Annotated in this window: 18 protein-coding genes; all 18 read right to left on the bottom strand. The window is 46.5% G+C overall.

The features are described from left to right. Window positions 1–71 precede the first annotated feature (71 nt). The gene (locus L693_RS0121415) at window positions 72–1,481 is read right to left on the bottom strand and encodes a DUF342 domain-containing protein (RefSeq protein ID WP_025719834.1); all 1,410 of its coding nucleotides are present in this window, start codon (window positions 1,479–1,481) and stop codon (window positions 72–74) included. A gap of 44 nt (window positions 1,482–1,525) precedes the next feature. Then, window positions 1,526–2,314, bottom strand: coding sequence for a FliA/WhiG family RNA polymerase sigma factor (locus L693_RS0121410; protein ID WP_007430050.1), 789 nt, complete (start codon window positions 2,312–2,314; stop codon window positions 1,526–1,528). 14 nt (window positions 2,315–2,328) lie between these two features. After that, window positions 2,329–2,742, bottom strand: a complete 414-nt coding sequence (locus L693_RS0121405) for a hypothetical protein (protein WP_025719830.1) — start codon at window positions 2,740–2,742, stop codon at window positions 2,329–2,331. Window positions 2,743–2,744: 2 nt separating this feature from the next. Beyond that, window positions 2,745–3,242, bottom strand: coding sequence for a chemotaxis protein CheD (locus L693_RS0121400; protein WP_025719828.1), 498 nt, complete (start codon window positions 3,240–3,242; stop codon window positions 2,745–2,747). Further along, window positions 3,235–3,861, bottom strand: coding sequence for a chemotaxis protein CheC (locus L693_RS0121395; RefSeq protein WP_025719827.1), 627 nt, complete (start codon window positions 3,859–3,861; stop codon window positions 3,235–3,237). Before L693_RS0121395 ends, L693_RS0121400 begins: the two co-directional genes overlap by 8 nt. A gap of 3 nt (window positions 3,862–3,864) precedes the next feature. After that, entirely contained in the window at window positions 3,865–4,326 is a 462-nt protein-coding gene (locus L693_RS0121390) for a chemotaxis protein CheW (protein WP_013370696.1), read from the bottom strand. A gap of 62 nt (window positions 4,327–4,388) precedes the next feature. Beyond that, complete coding sequence (locus tag L693_RS0121385; RefSeq protein WP_025719825.1) at window positions 4,389–6,482, bottom strand: chemotaxis protein CheA; 2,094 nt, start codon at window positions 6,480–6,482, stop codon at window positions 4,389–4,391. Between the two features lie 33 nt (window positions 6,483–6,515). Continuing rightward, window positions 6,516–8,054 (bottom strand): chemotaxis protein CheB, encoded by a 1,539-nt coding sequence (locus L693_RS0121380; RefSeq protein ID WP_025719823.1) that lies wholly within the window; start codon window positions 8,052–8,054, stop codon window positions 6,516–6,518. A gap of 30 nt (window positions 8,055–8,084) precedes the next feature. Next, window positions 8,085–8,972, bottom strand: coding sequence for a MinD/ParA family protein (locus L693_RS0121375; protein WP_025719821.1), 888 nt, complete (start codon window positions 8,970–8,972; stop codon window positions 8,085–8,087). Further along, window positions 8,969–10,399, bottom strand: a complete 1,431-nt coding sequence (flhF, locus tag L693_RS0121370) for a flagellar biosynthesis protein FlhF (RefSeq protein WP_025719819.1) — start codon at window positions 10,397–10,399, stop codon at window positions 8,969–8,971. The genes L693_RS0121375 and flhF overlap by 4 nt, the downstream gene beginning before the upstream one ends. Then, window positions 10,396–12,429 carry a flagellar biosynthesis protein FlhA gene (gene flhA / locus L693_RS0121365; RefSeq protein WP_025719818.1) on the bottom strand — a complete coding sequence of 678 codons (2,034 nt, stop codon included), beginning with the start codon at window positions 12,427–12,429 and terminating at the stop codon, window positions 10,396–10,398. Before flhA ends, flhF begins: the two co-directional genes overlap by 4 nt. A 23-nt stretch (window positions 12,430–12,452) precedes the next feature. Then, complete coding sequence (gene flhB / locus L693_RS0121360; protein WP_049825247.1) at window positions 12,453–13,565, bottom strand: flagellar biosynthesis protein FlhB; 1,113 nt, start codon at window positions 13,563–13,565, stop codon at window positions 12,453–12,455. Further along, the gene (fliR, locus tag L693_RS0121355) at window positions 13,565–14,350 is read right to left on the bottom strand and encodes a flagellar biosynthetic protein FliR (RefSeq protein ID WP_025719815.1); all 786 of its coding nucleotides are present in this window, start codon (window positions 14,348–14,350) and stop codon (window positions 13,565–13,567) included. The genes flhB and fliR overlap by 1 nt, the downstream gene beginning before the upstream one ends. A gap of 10 nt (window positions 14,351–14,360) precedes the next feature. Further along, window positions 14,361–14,630, bottom strand: coding sequence for a flagellar biosynthesis protein FliQ (gene fliQ, locus L693_RS0121350; RefSeq protein WP_007430038.1), 270 nt, complete (start codon window positions 14,628–14,630; stop codon window positions 14,361–14,363). A 37-nt stretch (window positions 14,631–14,667) separates the two neighbouring features. Beyond that, entirely contained in the window at window positions 14,668–15,423 is a 756-nt protein-coding gene (gene fliP / locus L693_RS0121345) for a flagellar type III secretion system pore protein FliP (RefSeq protein WP_025719813.1), read from the bottom strand. After that, window positions 15,420–15,953 (bottom strand): flagellar biosynthetic protein FliO, encoded by a 534-nt coding sequence (locus L693_RS0121340; protein ID WP_025719811.1) that lies wholly within the window; start codon window positions 15,951–15,953, stop codon window positions 15,420–15,422. Before L693_RS0121340 ends, fliP begins: the two co-directional genes overlap by 4 nt. A 12-nt stretch (window positions 15,954–15,965) precedes the next feature. Further along, entirely contained in the window at window positions 15,966–16,331 is a 366-nt protein-coding gene (locus tag L693_RS0121335) for a response regulator (protein ID WP_010346372.1), read from the bottom strand. Between the two features lie 29 nt (window positions 16,332–16,360). Continuing rightward, window positions 16,361–16,892: flagellar motor switch protein FliN (gene fliN, locus L693_RS0121330; protein ID WP_025719809.1), on the bottom strand; the 532-nt coding region annotated here is incomplete at its 5' end.

The raw sequence follows: 16,892 nt of genomic DNA, 5'->3' as shown, positions 1-16,892 counted from the left end.
ACCCTTTCCGATTGAGCATCCGTGTATGTTTTCCGAGGAATACAATGTTGAGTTAGAATCTGTATACCAAATTATACATAAGAGGACATGCTGATGTCTCCCTCATGATAATAAAACGCCATTCTTTCCACTGAATCTTTAATAAATTTCGTATATCTGCCGATAACTATTTTAGAGCCGCCGTAAATTACATTTTTTACTTCTACCCGTGCACGGCTCGTATCTTCCAATGTTCGTTCAATTTCCAGCATTCTGGACTTGGTTTCCAAAAGCTCATGCTCATTAGATTTTTTAGTAGATGTCAGTTTAATTCGCATGGCCATTCTGTCAGGTGCAAGCTGTCCATTGGCAGCCAGCTGATCCAATATGGTGAGGGCCTTATTGGTTTTATCCTGGCTGGCTGTCTGTTGCTTCAAACGTGCACGCAGCTCTGTCAGCTCATCACGCAGTTCTGGAAGCACACCCACTTCAACAATGGTAGCTGTGGACATCGTATTACCGATGGTACGCGCCACTACCTTTTCACCAGCTTGTACATTGCCACCCACGATGAGTCCTTTTGTCCCCTCACAGATTACATTTTTACTCGCTTTAATCTGGGAATGCATAATGCTCTGGGATACGAGAATATCGCCTCCCGCAATGACATTACCGTCTTGTATAAAGGAGCATTTTACATTTTGTGCTGCTTTGACAAAACCCTTGTGGTATCCAATAATGCCGCCACTGATTTCCACTGAACCTTCCGCTTCCAATTCAGCACCTTCCACACCACCGATGACACGGATATCGCCAGCAGCCCGAACACGAAAACCTGTCAAAACATTCCCACGAATGACGACGGTTCCAACAAAATCAATGTTACCTACACTATAATCTACATCCCCATTCACTTCATATACAGGGAAGACATTAAGTTTGCCCTTTTCAGTTGTAGTTACCAATCCATCAATGGCCGCATACATCGCAACGCCTTCTGGATGAATCACTACATTTTTTCCAATTTTAAAGCGAGCCTCTCTACCCGGAAGAAAAGGAATTTCCTCTCCAGTTACAGCAATACCCGGTACACCCGGCAGAGGATCAACCCGTTCGGCGATCAGTTGTCCACGCTTTACATTTCTCAAACGAGTTAATTCTTTATAGTCCACCCGTCCATCAATGGTTTCGAGCGGCTTATGTGCATATTCTCCAGTCACGATCTCGGCCAGATTAATTTTTCCGTCTTTGCCATGGATCGGCTGCTTTCCCTGAGCGATTAACAATTTGGTGAAGAAATGATCTTCCGGCCGTGCCACAAATGCATGAATCGCATCAGTAATTAAACCATAGGATATTTTTTGGCTGCTCAGAAAACGCTCTAGTTCTTCCACAGTGCAGTTAAAGCCTTCTTCACGTTTGGCAAACTCCAAATAGGCGGTTTGTTTGTCAGGTGAGACAACCACTTTTAAAAACTGGTCCAAAGCATATTGCTTCTCCACAGGGGTGCTCCTTCCGTCTAACTGTTACTGTAACCTCCCGTACGTTAATCTTTACGCATTAGCAAATCCCGTTGTTTGTCCAATGTCGCTCTCAGGCGTAATATTGCCTTGGAATGCAACTGTGAAATTCTCGATGGAGAGAGCGACATGACCTCAGCAATTTCACTGAGTGACAAATCCTCGTAATACAATAAAGAAACAACGATACGCTCTTTTTCAGTCAATTTGTCAATGCCTTGTGCAAGAGCATCACGAAGTGTAAATTCATTGACTTTATGATCCGGATTTTTCGCCTTTTCGTCCACCAAAAGAGAAAGCCGTGTTTCCGACTCTTCCTCGCGGATTGGGTCCTCCAGTGAAACGATCGACATAACGGCGACTTCCTGAATCATATTTTGAAACTCTTTTTCGGAAACATCCAAATAATGGCTCATCTCTTCATCGCTTACCGTGCGCAAATATCTCTGTTCCAAATGCTGATAGGCATCTTCAATTTTCTTCGCTTTTTCCCTAACTGAACGGGGGACCCAATCCCCTTGACGAAGACCATCCAAAATCGCTCCCCGAACACGCCAAGAAGCATAAGTCTCAAACTGTAAACCACGTCCATAATCGAATTTCTCCAAAGCATCAATCAAACCCATGACACCGTTACTCGCCAAGTCGTCTTTGGATACATTTTTTGGTAAGCCTACTGCAAGCCGACCTGACACATATTCTACGATATGAAGATACTTTTCAATTAACTGCTTTTTTGCTTCCTTGTCACCGTGTTCTTTCCATTGCTCCCACAGCTCGGAATGGTTTAAATGAGCGGCTTTTCGCTCGTTCATCGGCTTCACCCTCCTTATTTGTCTGTCAGGTGACGAACGGCCTTGGCCAATTCTTCAGGGTTCTTGTTGGAAACCAGCTTAGGCGGGTTTAAAGGTGCGAAACCATTTTCTTCCCCGTCCGTCTGCTCTGGTTTTGGTTTCAGCAATTCATTCAGATTTTCATTTTCGTCTGGTGTCGTCAGGTCCAGATTCTCACCTACGCCATCTACCTGAGAGCTTGCCCGGTTTTGGGCATTCCCCAGATCTGGCCGCGCTACAACACCAAGTGTCCAGCGCAGCACAAATGCAAGCAGGAACCAAAAAACGAAGGCGATCAAGCCACGAATTAAGCTCGTGGTCAGCAGATTGCTGCCAACGGACAACACAAAAGTCAGAACAAATCCGACTACTCCAGACCAAAGATTAATGCGTAAGCTGCCAAATAACATGATTATAATTCCTTTACACCTTTTTGTACGCTTCGAATATTCAAAACGCCGGTTTCACAGTCCAACTCAATCGTTCGTCCATAATTACCACCGGTATCCTCGGCAATCAAAGGGATACCAAGATCTACAAGCATTTCCTTACATGATTCTACATTGCGCGGACCAATCCGCATGGTATCTCCACTACCGGCGAAGGCAAACATCTGGGCTCCCCCTGCCATTTTGGCAATCAACCTGCGCCGTTCGGCTCCCAATTTCAGCATTCGCTCAAATAGCTCTGGCAGTGCTGTATCCGCATATTTAGCAATGTTTAATTGCCCTTCACGTGCAATATCCGAGGACGGTAACATCACGTGGGCCATGCCTGCCAGTTTCAAATGAGGATCGTAGAGGGTCAATCCGACGCAGGAGCCAAGTCCTGTCGTACGAATCGAATTCGGGTTGCTGGTTACATTTAAGTCTGCCATACCGACCTTAATGACGCTTTTATCCTCAATCATCGTTCATCGGGACTCCTAACGACCTAAAAATTTTCCCGAACGATTCTGGATCAGGAATCAGGAAAAATTGACCCTCAATCTGATTCTGACCTTCCAGAAACGATGTGTCAATCAATAAAGCCGCATCCCCCATTTGCCCAAATTGGAGCAGTCCGTAGCTAAGAATGGCTCCGGCCATATCCAAAGCCAGCGCAGGGACTGTCGGATACATAGACAAGCGTGTGAAATCCGCCAGCGAGGACAGGTATGAACCTGCTAAAATATTTCCGATTTCGGACAGGGCTGAATGCTCCATTTCGTTAAAGCTGTCCTCATCATCTGAGGGAATATTCGCCAAACGGGAAAGCAGACTTTTGGCCGCCTGAGGCTGCAATATAAAAAATAGATTGCCAGGGGCTTCCCCTTCGACCCTAAAAAACACGGCAACAACAAGCTGCTCATCTCCACCGACTTTTTCAGCAATTTCCTCAAAGGGCAGCATTTGTACCTTGGGCACACCCATATCTATCGGTTTATTGAGAAGCCGGGAGAGCGCTGTAGCAGCGTTCCCCGAACCAATATTGCCAACTTCTTTCAGAACATCCAACTTAAACTCTTCAAGGTTACCAAGATTCTCCATAGATTAATCCTCTAAGCCTTCCAGTTGGTTCATTTCACTCCGATTCAGGACTTCGGACAAGTTCAGCATGATCAACAGGCGCTCTTCACCGATTTTAGCAACTCCGCGAAGGTACTTAGCTTTGACTCCCCCGACCACTTCCGGTGGTGTCTCAATGTTATCGGTGTTCAGGTCAATAACGTCATTCGCCGAATCTACGATAAAGCCGACTTGCATCTCACCTACCGCAACGATAATGATTCGAGTTTGATCCGTATATTCAGCTTCTGGCAATCCAAAACGGCCGCGAAGATCAATGACCGGGATAACTACACCTCTCATATTGAATACGCCTTTAACAAAATCGTATGTTCTCGGAACCCGGGTAATTGGCACCATGCGTTCAATAGATTGGACTTTTTCTACTTCAACACCGTACTCCTCTTCACCAAGCTTAAATACGATAACTTTAATTTCTTCTCCCATGTCTAAAAACCCTCCTTATTGATGTCAGCAATCTCACATTTCTTTCATTTTTAATGAAGACATTATTTAATGAAGACATTCGGGTCAATGATCAAAGCAACCTGACCGTCACCCAGAATCGTGGCACCTGAAATTCCTTGAATGTTTGGAAGGTACTTGCCCAAATTTTTAAGGACAATTTCACTTTGTCCCAAAAAGTCCTGCACGGAAAGTGCTGCCAGACGGTCTCCCTTGCGGATGACCACGACCTCAGTCTCTTCTTCTTCATCTTCATTGAAGTCGGGTACCTCAAACAGCTGACTCAAGGAGATTAGCGGGATATGGGATTCACGGAAAGCGATCATTTTATTGCCATGTACCGAACGAATTTGTGTTCGTTTGACGATGGCGGTCTCCACAATGGAGGACAAAGGAATTGCATATTTTTCAGAGCCGATCTGTATCATCATTGCTGCAATAATGGACAGGGTCAGTGGCAATTGTACAGAGAAATTGGTGCCTTTGCCCAGGGTAGAGTGAACGGTAACATTGCCACCCAAAGCAGTGATTTTGGATTTTACAACATCCAGACCAACACCGCGCCCTGATACGTCTGAAATCACCGCCGCTGTACTGAAGCCTGGAGCAAACAGCACCTGATAGGCTTCTTCATCGGTCATGACGGCTGCCTGTTCTTCTGTCAAAATTCCTTTGGAAATAGCACTTTTCAGTACCTTATCGCGATTAATGCCATTCCCGTCATCTTCAATCTCGATAAATACGTTGTTCCCACTATGAAAGGCACGCAATTGCACCGTTCCTGTCTCTGGCTTGCCAGCGGCAATACGATCTGCTACCGACTCAATTCCATGATCCACGGAGTTACGGAGCAAATGCACCAGGGGATCGCCAATTTCGTCGATAACGGTGCGGTCCATTTCAGTCTCTGCACCAGTAATAATCAGATCCAGTTTTTTATCCAGTGATTTGGCCAGATCGCGCACCATTCGCGGAAAACGATTGAAAACCGTATCCACCGGGACCATCCGTAATTTAAGCACGACGTTTTGCAAATCACTGCTCACACGGCTCATGTGTTCTACCGTTTCTGTCAGTGCCGGATTGGAGGCCTCACTCGCCAACTGCTCCAACCGCACTCGGTCAATGAGCAGCTCGCTGAATAAATTCATCAGTACGTCCAGACGTTCAATATCTACACGAATGGTACGGTTATGTGTAGGTGCAGGAGCCTTGGCTGCTGGTGCTTTACCCGAGGCTGGCTTAGCGACAGAGGCCGCAGTTGGAGACTGCGGCTGGGATGGAGCGGGTTGTTGTACGGCAACAGCCTCCTGCACCGCAGCAACCTCTGCCAGTCCGGCAGTAACTTCGCTCATTTGTTTAAGAGATTCCTGATCCAGCTGAACTACGGAGACAGTGTCGATTTCGGAAATACCTGCAATTTCCTTTTCAAGCTCCCCGACTTCTTTCTGCGTTATGTAATATAACGAGAAGCTTTGTTCAAATTTCTCCTGCTCAATATCCTGAACGGACGGATAAGCTTTCACGATTTCACCGGAGTTTTCCAGCGTGTTGAATACCATAAAAGCGCGTGCCGCCTTCAACTGGCTGTCTGAGCTGATTGTCACCTGTATATAGTGAACGCGATGTCCCTCGGAAATAGATTGCTCCAGTACAGAATACTGAAATTGATCCAGAACAAGCCCAGCACTTTCGCTACTGTCCACTTTTGTAGATGGAGAAGCCTCAGAAGCAGCGCCCGTACCGGACTTTTGGAAATCACCACTCACAATGGATTGCAGTGAAGCTACAATGGAGGAAACATCCGCTTTTCCATCACCGCCCTCTGTAATGTTCTGCACCATGGACTCCAGAGCATCCAATCCTTTGAATAAGGTATCGAATATAAATTCATGCATCGCCAGCTTGTTGTTACGAACTAGATCAAGAACGTTTTCCATTTGGTGAGTGAGCGATGCCAGATCTTCAAACCCCATCGTAGCAGCCATTCCTTTGAGGGTATGGGCAGAACGGAAAATCACCTGAACGATGCCTAGATCTGTAGGGTTGCTTTCCAGTTGAAGCATATTTTCGTTAAGAGATTGCAGATGATCATTCGACTCATCAATAAACATGTTTAAATATTGGTTCATGTCCATTGTGAGACACCTCCTCCATGAGTTACACTCCGATTATTTCACAACTTGTACAAGCTTGGGGGCGATCTCCTGCATAGGCAGAAGGTGACGCACACATTTTAACTCCACCGCTGAGCGGGGCATTCCATACACTACACAAGTTTCCTCATTTTCAGCAAATGTGGACTGCACCCCTGCATCATACAGCTTTTTCATCATTTTGGCTCCGTCGCTTCCCATACCGGTTAACAACACTAGATGCCGTTCCAACGAGGTTAACGAGAGCAAAGATTCGAACATCGTATCTACAGACGGACGGTGGCCATTACGAGCTTCTTCCATCTTCAGTGATACGGTGTATTTACCGCCCGCTCCTGACACAATTCTTAACTGATAACCTCCTGGAGCGATATAGGCGGTACCGGTCTCAAGCGTCATTCCCTGCTCTGCCTCCACCACTCGAAGAGGACTCAACGTATTTAGACGTTGCGCCAGCGAACGAGTAAAGTTTGGCGGCATATGTTGAACGATGACGATAGGGGCGGGAAAATCCCCAGGAATGCGCTCCAGCAACGTCTTCAGCGCCCTCGGGCCGCCTGTAGAGCATCCAACCGCCACCAGCTTGCGAAAGTTGGACGTATGCACACCTTTTTTAAAAGACGGCTCCTTGGGGGCAGATGGAGCTGCAGATGCCGTTACCGGAGGAGTTGTCGCCGCAGGAGTGGATGAAGTTACGGTCTTCCGATGCTCCGGCTTAACCAGCCCTGCCTTATCCGTACTCTGCAGCGATTTGGCAGCAGCCGTATCGGAAATATTCAGTTGCCCTTGCTTTCGTCCCGTACCATTGGATGGTTCCCGCTTCGGCTGCACAGCAGATGCTTTCACTGGCTTGCTTGGCTGAATCGCTGATGAGTCTTTGCGACCGACCGCCATAGATGGCACTGACTGCTGCCGTTGCGTTTCCGGCCTGGCATTGGCCTGAACAGGCTTGCCAGCATCTGGCTTAGGCTGTACTGATCGAGCAGGCGGAGAAGCAAGCGGAGTTATAGATGCCTTGTCAGCCGGCGCTTTACTTTCCACTTGTTTCTCAGTCACAGCCTGTCCTTCTAAAGGTTTTTCCAGTGGCGTTTTTTCCACTTGCTCCAACGCAGCTTTGCGCTCATTCGCTTCCTCACGCTCCAAACGGCTGCGTACTGCTTGCATAGCCGTATGCATCTGCTCCAGCAGCGCCTTGCTTACCTGCCCAATGTCTTGCGCATGAGATATGGATGGCTTTCTTATAAAATCGAAAGCTCCTGCCTCCAGAGCCATGATGGTCTCCTTCATGCCTTGCTCATTAATACCAGACAGCATAATGACAGGCAACGGATGGGCAGCCATAATCAGCGGCAACGCTTCAAGCCCATTCATTTCAGGCATTTCAACATCCAGGGTAACCAGATCCGGCTGCAACTCCTTTACTTTCTCTACAGCCTCTTTGCCGTTGGCGGCTGTACCTACGATGTTGAACGACTCATCCCTTACAATTAAATCTGAAATAATTTTGCGCATAAAGGCCGAATCATCTACAACCAGCACCCGGTAAGCACACATGTTAAACACCTCTGTTTCCTCTCATCAAAATCAATGGACAGAACGTCGCAGCCATTTTTGCATAAAACCTTTAATTCCGCTCAATGTACCAGATTGCGGAGCCTGCGGCATTGCTGCAAAACGATGCGCCAGATTCAGTACATCCCTGGAAGCCGCACATCCCGGAAAGGCAACCCAAAAAGGTACTTGCCTTTTGACTGCCTGCATGACATGAGTATCATCACTGATATGTCCAAGCAACGGGATGTCGATCTTCAAAAAGCGTCTCGCTACAAGTGCAATCTTATCGGCAACTTGACGGGCCTCATTATCGTTATCGGCACGATTGACTATAATTTTGAATACCGTATCCCTTTGCAACCCGCTCACGACTTTGATTAGCGCATAGGCATCTGTTAAGGAGGTCGGTTCCGGTGTGGTTACAACTATACATTTGTCAGCTGAAGTGATAAATTTAAGGTTTTCTTTGGACAAACCCGCACCGGTGTCAAACAAAATATAATCCAAATTTGCCGCCATTTTCTCCACTTCATCGGCAAAATAATTCAGGTCATCATCTGATAGCGAAAACAGCTCGCTCAAGCCCGATCCTCCGGCAATATAAGGCAGACCACCTACACCCGTTTGAATAATTTCATCAATTGATTTTTCACGTTTCAGCAGGTGAAGAAGATTGTATTGTGAGTTAGCCCCCATCAGCACATCAATGTTGGCCATACCAATATCAGCGTCAAATACAAGTACTCTTCGACCAAGGGATTGCAAAGCCAGAGCAAAGTTGAGCGTGAAATTGGATTTTCCTACCCCGCCTTTACCGCTGGTAACCGTTACAATTTTCGCTTGGCGATCACGTGGGGGCAATCGGTATTTATCCAAGTCCGAAACCATTTGTCTAAGTGATTGGGCTTGGTCACTCATACAGAATCTCCGTTATCTCCTGATGATGCTTTGGCTCCGAGCAGCATACTTGTCACCATTTCTGTATCTGGATGAAGAAGATCATCAGGAACATTTTGACCGTTAGTGATATAGGCCAGTTGCATCGGAAAATGATGCAATAGATTAAACACTCCACCACAGCTACCTGTCTCATCCATCTTCGTAAATACTACTTTACCAAGACCGAATTTACTGAAATGACTGGTAATATTGAGCATGTCCTTGCTTTTGGACGTCAGACTGAGCACCAGATACGTCTCACTTTCCTTAATAGGTGAAAGCAGACTTTGCAGTTCTGAAACAAGCAATTCATTACGATAGTTTCGTCCTGCAGTATCCATAAGGATCAGGTCACAATGCTCCAGACGCTGAATGGCTCTGTGAACATCCCCGGGAGATTGCACAACCTCAAGCGGTACATTCAAAATCGTAGCATATGTACGCAGTTGCTCGACGGCTGAAATACGATATGTGTCAGAGGTAATAAATCCAACCTTGCGATGATGCTTAAACAACTGCTCCGCCGCCAGCTTGGCAATGGTCGTTGTTTTTCCCACCCCCGTAGGGCCCGCCACATACACAATTTTGGTATCTTTTGAGATGCCCTTGTCCAGTCTGGTCTGAATAAATTCGGTCACTTCTTCACGAAGGGCTTGTTCCCAATCAAAAGACTCCGGAGCAAAAGGGCGCTCACTACGACGCTCATATACTCGTTCGACCCAATACTCCAGCAGATCACGTTCCACTTCCTGTTCCAACAATCGCTCACAAATCTCTTGCAATGGCTCCGGCCAAGTACTTTCCAGCGAAGAGTTGCGGGAAAAGCGAGTCATCATAGCTTTCATTTCCCGTAATTCATTGAGCAAAGCCTGATTTTCCGCTGCTCCGTTCTTGTCTGGAAGCCTTGTTTCGATTGGTTGCTTTAATAGCTCACTGGTCGTTTCCATGTTCGAAAGCGAGGCTTCCTTTTTAAGGAGCTGAGCAGTTGTTTCCTGATTATAATCAGACACGGTTGATGAATGGTCTTTGTCTGATGCAGTTTGCTCCGAACCAGCTGTTAAATCACCCATTCCCTCTCTGGGACTGACCGTCATCTGCGTAACCCGTCGGTAAGCTTCTGGAGCGGTTTGTCTGGGAACCACAGGCGTGGACGGCACCTCCGGCTGCTCAGGTTCCTTCATTATAGAAAGGGGCTGTTGTCGTGGTGTTCCCATCCGCTGAGGCTTTTGAGACTGCTTCTCCTCTACCGCAGCAACCACTTCAATTTTCTTTTTGCTGAACATCCCCATAAAGCCGCCGACCTTGACTTCCTTCGTGCTTAAAATGACGGCATCGGTTCCTAAGTCACCTCTGATTTGCAGCATGGCTTCCGGCATGGTATCCACTACATATCGTTTCACTCTCATAAGTTCACCACCCCGACACTTTGAATTTCAACGTTCGGCTCCAGCTCACTATACGACAGCACCGGGACATCCTGCATTGTCCGTTCCATCACTTGCCGCAAATACATGCGGATTGTTGGTGACGTTAATACGATCGGCTGCTGTCCGGATTGAATGAGACGATTGATTTGCTCCATCATCTTCTGGTACACGTTTTGCGTGGACACCGGATCAAGGGCCAAATAGCTTCCTTGCTCAGACTGTTGCACACTTTCGGCAATTTTCTTCTCCAGTCCCGGTCCTACGGTAATGACACGCAGCGTCTCACCTTGCTGAGCAAACTGCTGTGTAATCTGACGGGACAACGCCTGACGTACATATTCAGTCAACACATCGGGATCCTTTGTATAAGTACCGTAATCAGCCAGCGTTTCGAAAATAGTCACCATATCGCGTATGGAAATTTTTTCCCTCAATAACTTAGCCAATACTTTTTGTACATCTCCAATTGCCAGCACGGAAGGAATAAGGTCGTCCACCAGCACTGGATAATTTTCCTTGAGGTTGTCGACCAACGACCGTGTTTCCTGTCTGCCAAGCAACTCATGAGCATGTTTCTTGATCGTTTCCGTTAGATGAGTAGCTACGACTGAAGGTGGGTCAACAACGGTATAGCCTGATAGCTCCGCAACATCCTTGGTATTCTCATCAATCCAGAGCGCAGGCAATCCAAAGGCCGGCTCCGTGGTTTCAATACCAGTAATGGAATCGTCGTCATATCCCGGGCTCATAGCCAGATAATGATTCAGCAGCAGTTCTCCGCCGCCTACCGTATTGCCTTTAATTTTAATTACATATTCGTTCGGCTTGAGCTGAATATTATCCCGTATACGAATGACCGGTACAACCAAACCCAGCTCCAGGGCGCATTGACGGCGGATCATGATAATCCGATCCAGTAAATCCCCACCCTGCTGTGTATCAGCCAGCGGAATCAGCCCGTACCCGAACTCAAATTCAATCGGATCAACTTGAAGCAAATTAATGACACTTTCCGGACTACGTACCTCTTCAATTTGTTGCTCCTCTTCCAGTTGTTCATCCGCTATTTGCTTGCGTTCCATATTGCCCTGCATCCTGCGGGCCGCGAAAAATAGCAGAACGGCCAATGGGAGGGTTGTAATAATATGAATTGGCGTGAAAAAGCCCAATAATGCAATCGTAGCAGCTACAATGTAGATCAGCTTTGGATATGAAAAGAGCTGCCCGGTTAAATCCTCTGCCAAGTTTCCATCTGACGTAGCTCGCGTAACTATCAAGCCTGACGCTGTGGATATGAGGAGTGCAGGAATCTGACTAACCAGTCCGTCACCGATGGTAAGAACAGAATAAGTCGACAGTGCCTCTTGAAATCCTTTTCCCTGAACGGCCATACCGATAATAAAGCCGCCGACCAGGTTAATGATCAAAATGATAATACTGGCGATAGCGTCACCTTTAACGAATTTACTCGCACCGTCCATCGCTCCGTAAAAATCCGCTTCACGTTCGATTTTACTGCGTCGTTCACGGGCTTGCTGCTCATTGATCAGACCTGCATTCAGATCAGCATCAATACTCATTTGTTTACCCGGCATCGCATCCAATGTAAACCGTGCGCCTACCTCAGCAACCCGCTCAGACCCCTTGGTGATAACGATAAACTGCACAACCACCAGAATCAGGAAGACTACAAAACCGACCGCAATTTGTCCCCCTGCAATCCAGCTACCGAACGTAGCCACGACCTCCCCTGCATGTCCCTCACCTAAAATGAGCTTGGTCGTGGAAATATTAAGCGCCAAACGAAACAACGTGGTGATAAGCAGCAATGAAGGAAAAATAGAGAATTGCAAAGCTTCCTTCGTGTTCATAGAAACAAGTAGAATCATCAAAGCAATTGATATATTGATGACGAGTAAAATATCGAGCAGCCATGAAGGGATCGGGAGAATCATCATAAGAACGATGCCGATGACGCCTGCAAGGACAGTTATTTCTTTTATTTTCACGGGTCTCTAGGCCTCCGATCCCTTTATTTCACTTTTCCTTTTAATTTATATACATACGCCAGCACTTCGGCAACGGCCTGAAACAGATCAGCTGGTATCGCATCTCCGATTTCAGCCCTTTGAAACAGCGCCCGCGCCAGCGGCTTGTTTTCCATCGTTATAACGCCGTTTTGCTTGGCAATTTCCTTAATTCGGAGTGCTACGTAATCTTGCCCTTTCGCAATAATCTGAGGGGCTTCCATCTCCGAACCGTCATATTTCAAAGCCACAGCAAAGTGCGTAGGGTTGGTGATGATGACATCTGCATTGGGAACCTCCTGCATCATACGCTGCATGGCCATACGGCGCTGCCGTTCGCGGATTTTCCCTTTGATCAGCGGGTCACCCTCCATCTTCTTGTACTCATCCTTGATGTCCTGTTTGGACATCCTCAGATTTTTCTCATGCTCAAAGCGTTGATACATATAATCCAATACCGCTAAAATGAACAGCACCACACCAATTTTGAGCCCCAGTTCCATCGTTAGTGAAGCTGTAAAACTCAACATTTGATCGCCTGACATTTCAGCCAGCTTGGGGAGATCGGCCTTTGTTTTCCAAAGTACGCTGTACACCAGATAACCAATGACGGTCATCTTTAAAACAGATTTAAGGAATTCAACCAATGATCTCATGGAAAAAATGTTTTTGAAGCCTTTAATCGGATCAATCTTGCTAAGCTTGGGCGTGATGCCCTCTCCGGTTAATAAAAAACCGATCTGCATGTAATTCGCCGCTATCCCGATGACAATCGCCCCAATAAAAATTGGTGCCAGCATAATGATGATTTGCACGCCATACTCACCCATCATCAGCAGCGTTGTGTTTGGCGTTACCTCCATAGTGAGGCGATTCATAAATATATCCCGAAACAAGCGGACCGCATGATCCTTAAAATACCCGCCAAAAATCATAAGGCAAAAAAACGTAATCAGCAGGACGCCAGAGGCGGGCAACTCCATGCTTTTGGCAACCTGGCCTTTTTGTCTTGCATCTTGCTTCTTTTTGGGTGTAGCTTTTTCCGTTTTTTCCCCTGAGAACAGCTGCAGGTTCATAGCATATTTAAATGACAAACTACGTTCCTCCAAACCAGATATTAAGGACGGTTGCCCATAATATCCAACAAGTTGCGCATGGATTCGAACATCACAGAAAACAATTTTTCGAAAATAAAAGCAAAACTTGGCATGAGAAGCAGCAACATGAACAACCCCACAATAATTTTAAGCGGTACACCAATAACGAAAATGTTAAACTGAGGGGCTGTTTTTGCTAAAAAGCCGAGTCCCACATCCGTCAGAAAGGTAGCTACTACAATAGGAGCAGCAATTTGGAAGGCTAGCAAAAATGATTCCGCAAAGGAACGTACCAGGAATTCAGTTACACTGCCACCATACAGCTTCACAAAAAAATCATTTGTCAGCGGTACCCAATCATAGCTATATAAGATCGCATTTAGCAGGTGATGGTGTCCATTTATACTTAAAAAGAACAATACAGCGATGGCAAACTTGAAATTCCCCGTTAAAGGCGTTGAAGCCCCTGTCATGGGATCAAACACGCTGGCCATCCCGAAACCCACCTGTAGATCAATAAATGAACCTGCGGTCTGGATCGCTGTTATGAACAAATATGCAGTAAACCCCAACAGCAGCCCAATCAGCACTTCACGACCTACTAACAGCACATACGCTACATCGGTCGGTACCTGTTGATGTGTACCGTAGGTAAGATACACAATCAAAGCCAAAAAGCCTGAAATTCCAACTTTAAAGATATTAGGGACTCCTCGGGTTGAAAAGATAGGCGCTACTACAAAAAACGAGGCAATCCGACAAAAAATCAGCAAAAAAACAGGAAAACTCTGTAACACTATGTTCATAGCTTTCAGCCTAACCTATATATTTGTACAAATTGTCCAGAATGTTATACGTAAAGTCCACTAATGTGGTCAATATCCAGGGTCCGAACAAAAGCAACGCCAGCAATACGGCGACAATCTTCGGAACAAAGGCCAGTGTCTGCTCCTGAATTTGGGTTGTCGCCTGAAAAATGCTGATAATCAAACCCACGACTAGCCCCAAAATCAGCATCGGAGCGCTCACCTTGAGTACAATGTACACCGCTTGTCCAGCCAGGGAAATAATAAACTCCGAAGTCATTGCCGTCCTCCTTGATTGCTGTCCTTGCAGGAAATATTCATGTGTTAAAACTTAGAAGCAATGATTTGACGACCAAATACCAACCATCTACAAGCACAAACAGCAGTATTTTAAAAGGAAGTGAAATCATTACCGGTGGCAGCATCATCATCCCCATAGCCATGAGTGTACTCGACACTACAATGTCTATAACTAAAAATGGTATGAAAATCATAAAGCCCATTTGAAATGCCGTTTTCAACTCACTGATTGCATAAGCCGGAACCATTACCGTTAATGGAATTTCCTGATAATTTTTTGGTTTTTCCATCTTGGTGTATTTCATAAAAAGCAGTAGATCCTTCTCACGTGTATGAGAGAACATAAAAGTCTTGATCGGTACCGATGCCTTGTCCAGCGCCTGAGACTGTGTTATATCTCCCTTGAGATAAGGCTGAAGCGCAGTTTCGTTCATCGCCGAGAACGTCGGTGCCATGATGAATAAAGTGAGAAACAAAGCCAGACCGACAAGCACCTGATTGGGCGGCATCTGCTGCGTTCCCAGCGAGGTTCGCACAAAGCCAAGCACAATCACAATTCGTGTAAAACTTGTCATAAGCACAAGTAACGCTGGCGCTACACTAATGACTGTTATAAGTAAAATAATAGACAGCGAGGTGGCACCGGGCTGTCCTTTGTCCGAATTGCCGACTTGAATATCAATGTTCGGAATCGGTTCTGCAGAGGCCGCCGTCACCGAAATGAAGCTGAACAAGACAAGCAGCAAACATGCTAGTATAATCTTTTTTCTCATGAATCTCCCGACCGATCTGTAGTATTCTCCTCATTGCGCAGCTTTTCAAGTTTTTCCTTGCGATTCGGCATCTGCCGAAGCTTGGATTCAAACATCTCGTGAAACGACGTTTCTTCTTCAGATTGCTGCTGTGCCGCGTTGTTCCGGCGAAGCTTATCCGCAATTTTAGCGAATAGCGGGGCAATTGGGCCGCGCTGCAGAGAAGCTTCCTGCTCCAGTGCGGCCAAAATTTGCTCCACTTCTTCAGGATCGGATACTTTGTCAACAAGCCGGATATCCTCTCCTACACCAATGAGGTACACACTGCTACCAACTTCAACAAGCTGAAGAGATTTATTGGGGCCCAGCCCCACGCCTCCCAGTATGCGAACGGAGCGGTTGCTGAACCAGCTCTGATTTCTTTTACTCAAAAACCGTATCAAGTACACGATCAGTACGATGATCAAGATTAGCACGAAAAGGACCCAGGCGATGTTGCCTATATTGCTGGATGTACTCAATGCGTCAGAGGCACCCTGTTTTGTATCCATACCGGGTGCGCCTTAGACACCCAGTGTTTTGTTGATGGCTTCGATAACCCGATCCGATTGGAAAGGCTTAACGATAAAATCTTTTGCGCCAGCTTGAATAGCATCAATAACCATCGCCTGTTGTCCCATCGCAGAACACATAATAACCTTTGCGTTGGCGTCAATTTGTTTGATTTCCTTCAGAGCGGCAATGCCGTCCATTTCGGGCATCGTAATATCCATCGTAATCAGGTCCGGACGAAGCTCCTTAAATTTCTCAATCGCCTGTGATCCGTCCTGGGCCTCTCCTACTACTTCAAATCCATTTTTGGACAGGATGTCCCGAATCATCATTCTCATAAATGCAGCATCGTCCACGATCAAAATACGGTTTGCCATCTGAAATAAATCCTCCCTAAATTATGCTATTATTGTAATTTTTGAATACGGTCCCATTGGCTTACAATATCTGTTACACGCACGCCAAAGTTCTCGTCGATTACGACAACCTCGCCCTTAGCAATCAGTTTGTTGTTAACTAGGATGTCGACCGGCTCCCCGGCAAGTTTGTCCAGTTCAATAATTGAACCTTGTGAGAGCTCCAGAATATCTTTAATTTGCTTTTGGGTCCTTCCTAATTCTACGGTGACTCTAAGGGGAATGTCCATCAATAAATTTAAATTGTTTTCATCCACTTGCGCAAATGCACCAGACTGCAAGTTAGAAAATTGTACAGGCTGCACATTTACATTACGTCCCGGTATTGCACCGTAATGATGAGGTGTCCCATAAGGAGCTTGCGGCGGTACACCAGCTGGCATTCCATAACCCGGTGATCCATAGCCTGGAGTCCCTGGCTGTCCATATCCCGGGTCTTGAGGATATGTCGGCGGCTGCTGCGCCTGAGCGGCTGCTGGCGGCTGCTGGTAGGTTGGTGCTGGCGGTTGCTGCGGAGCCTGA

It is taken from the genome of Paenibacillus sp. 1-18 (assembly GCF_000520755.1).
Lineage (GTDB): Bacteria > Bacillota > Bacilli > Paenibacillales > Paenibacillaceae > Paenibacillus > Paenibacillus brasilensis.
The sequence above is the reverse complement of the archived record's forward strand: the minus strand, read 5'-3'. Positions and strand labels throughout refer to the sequence as shown.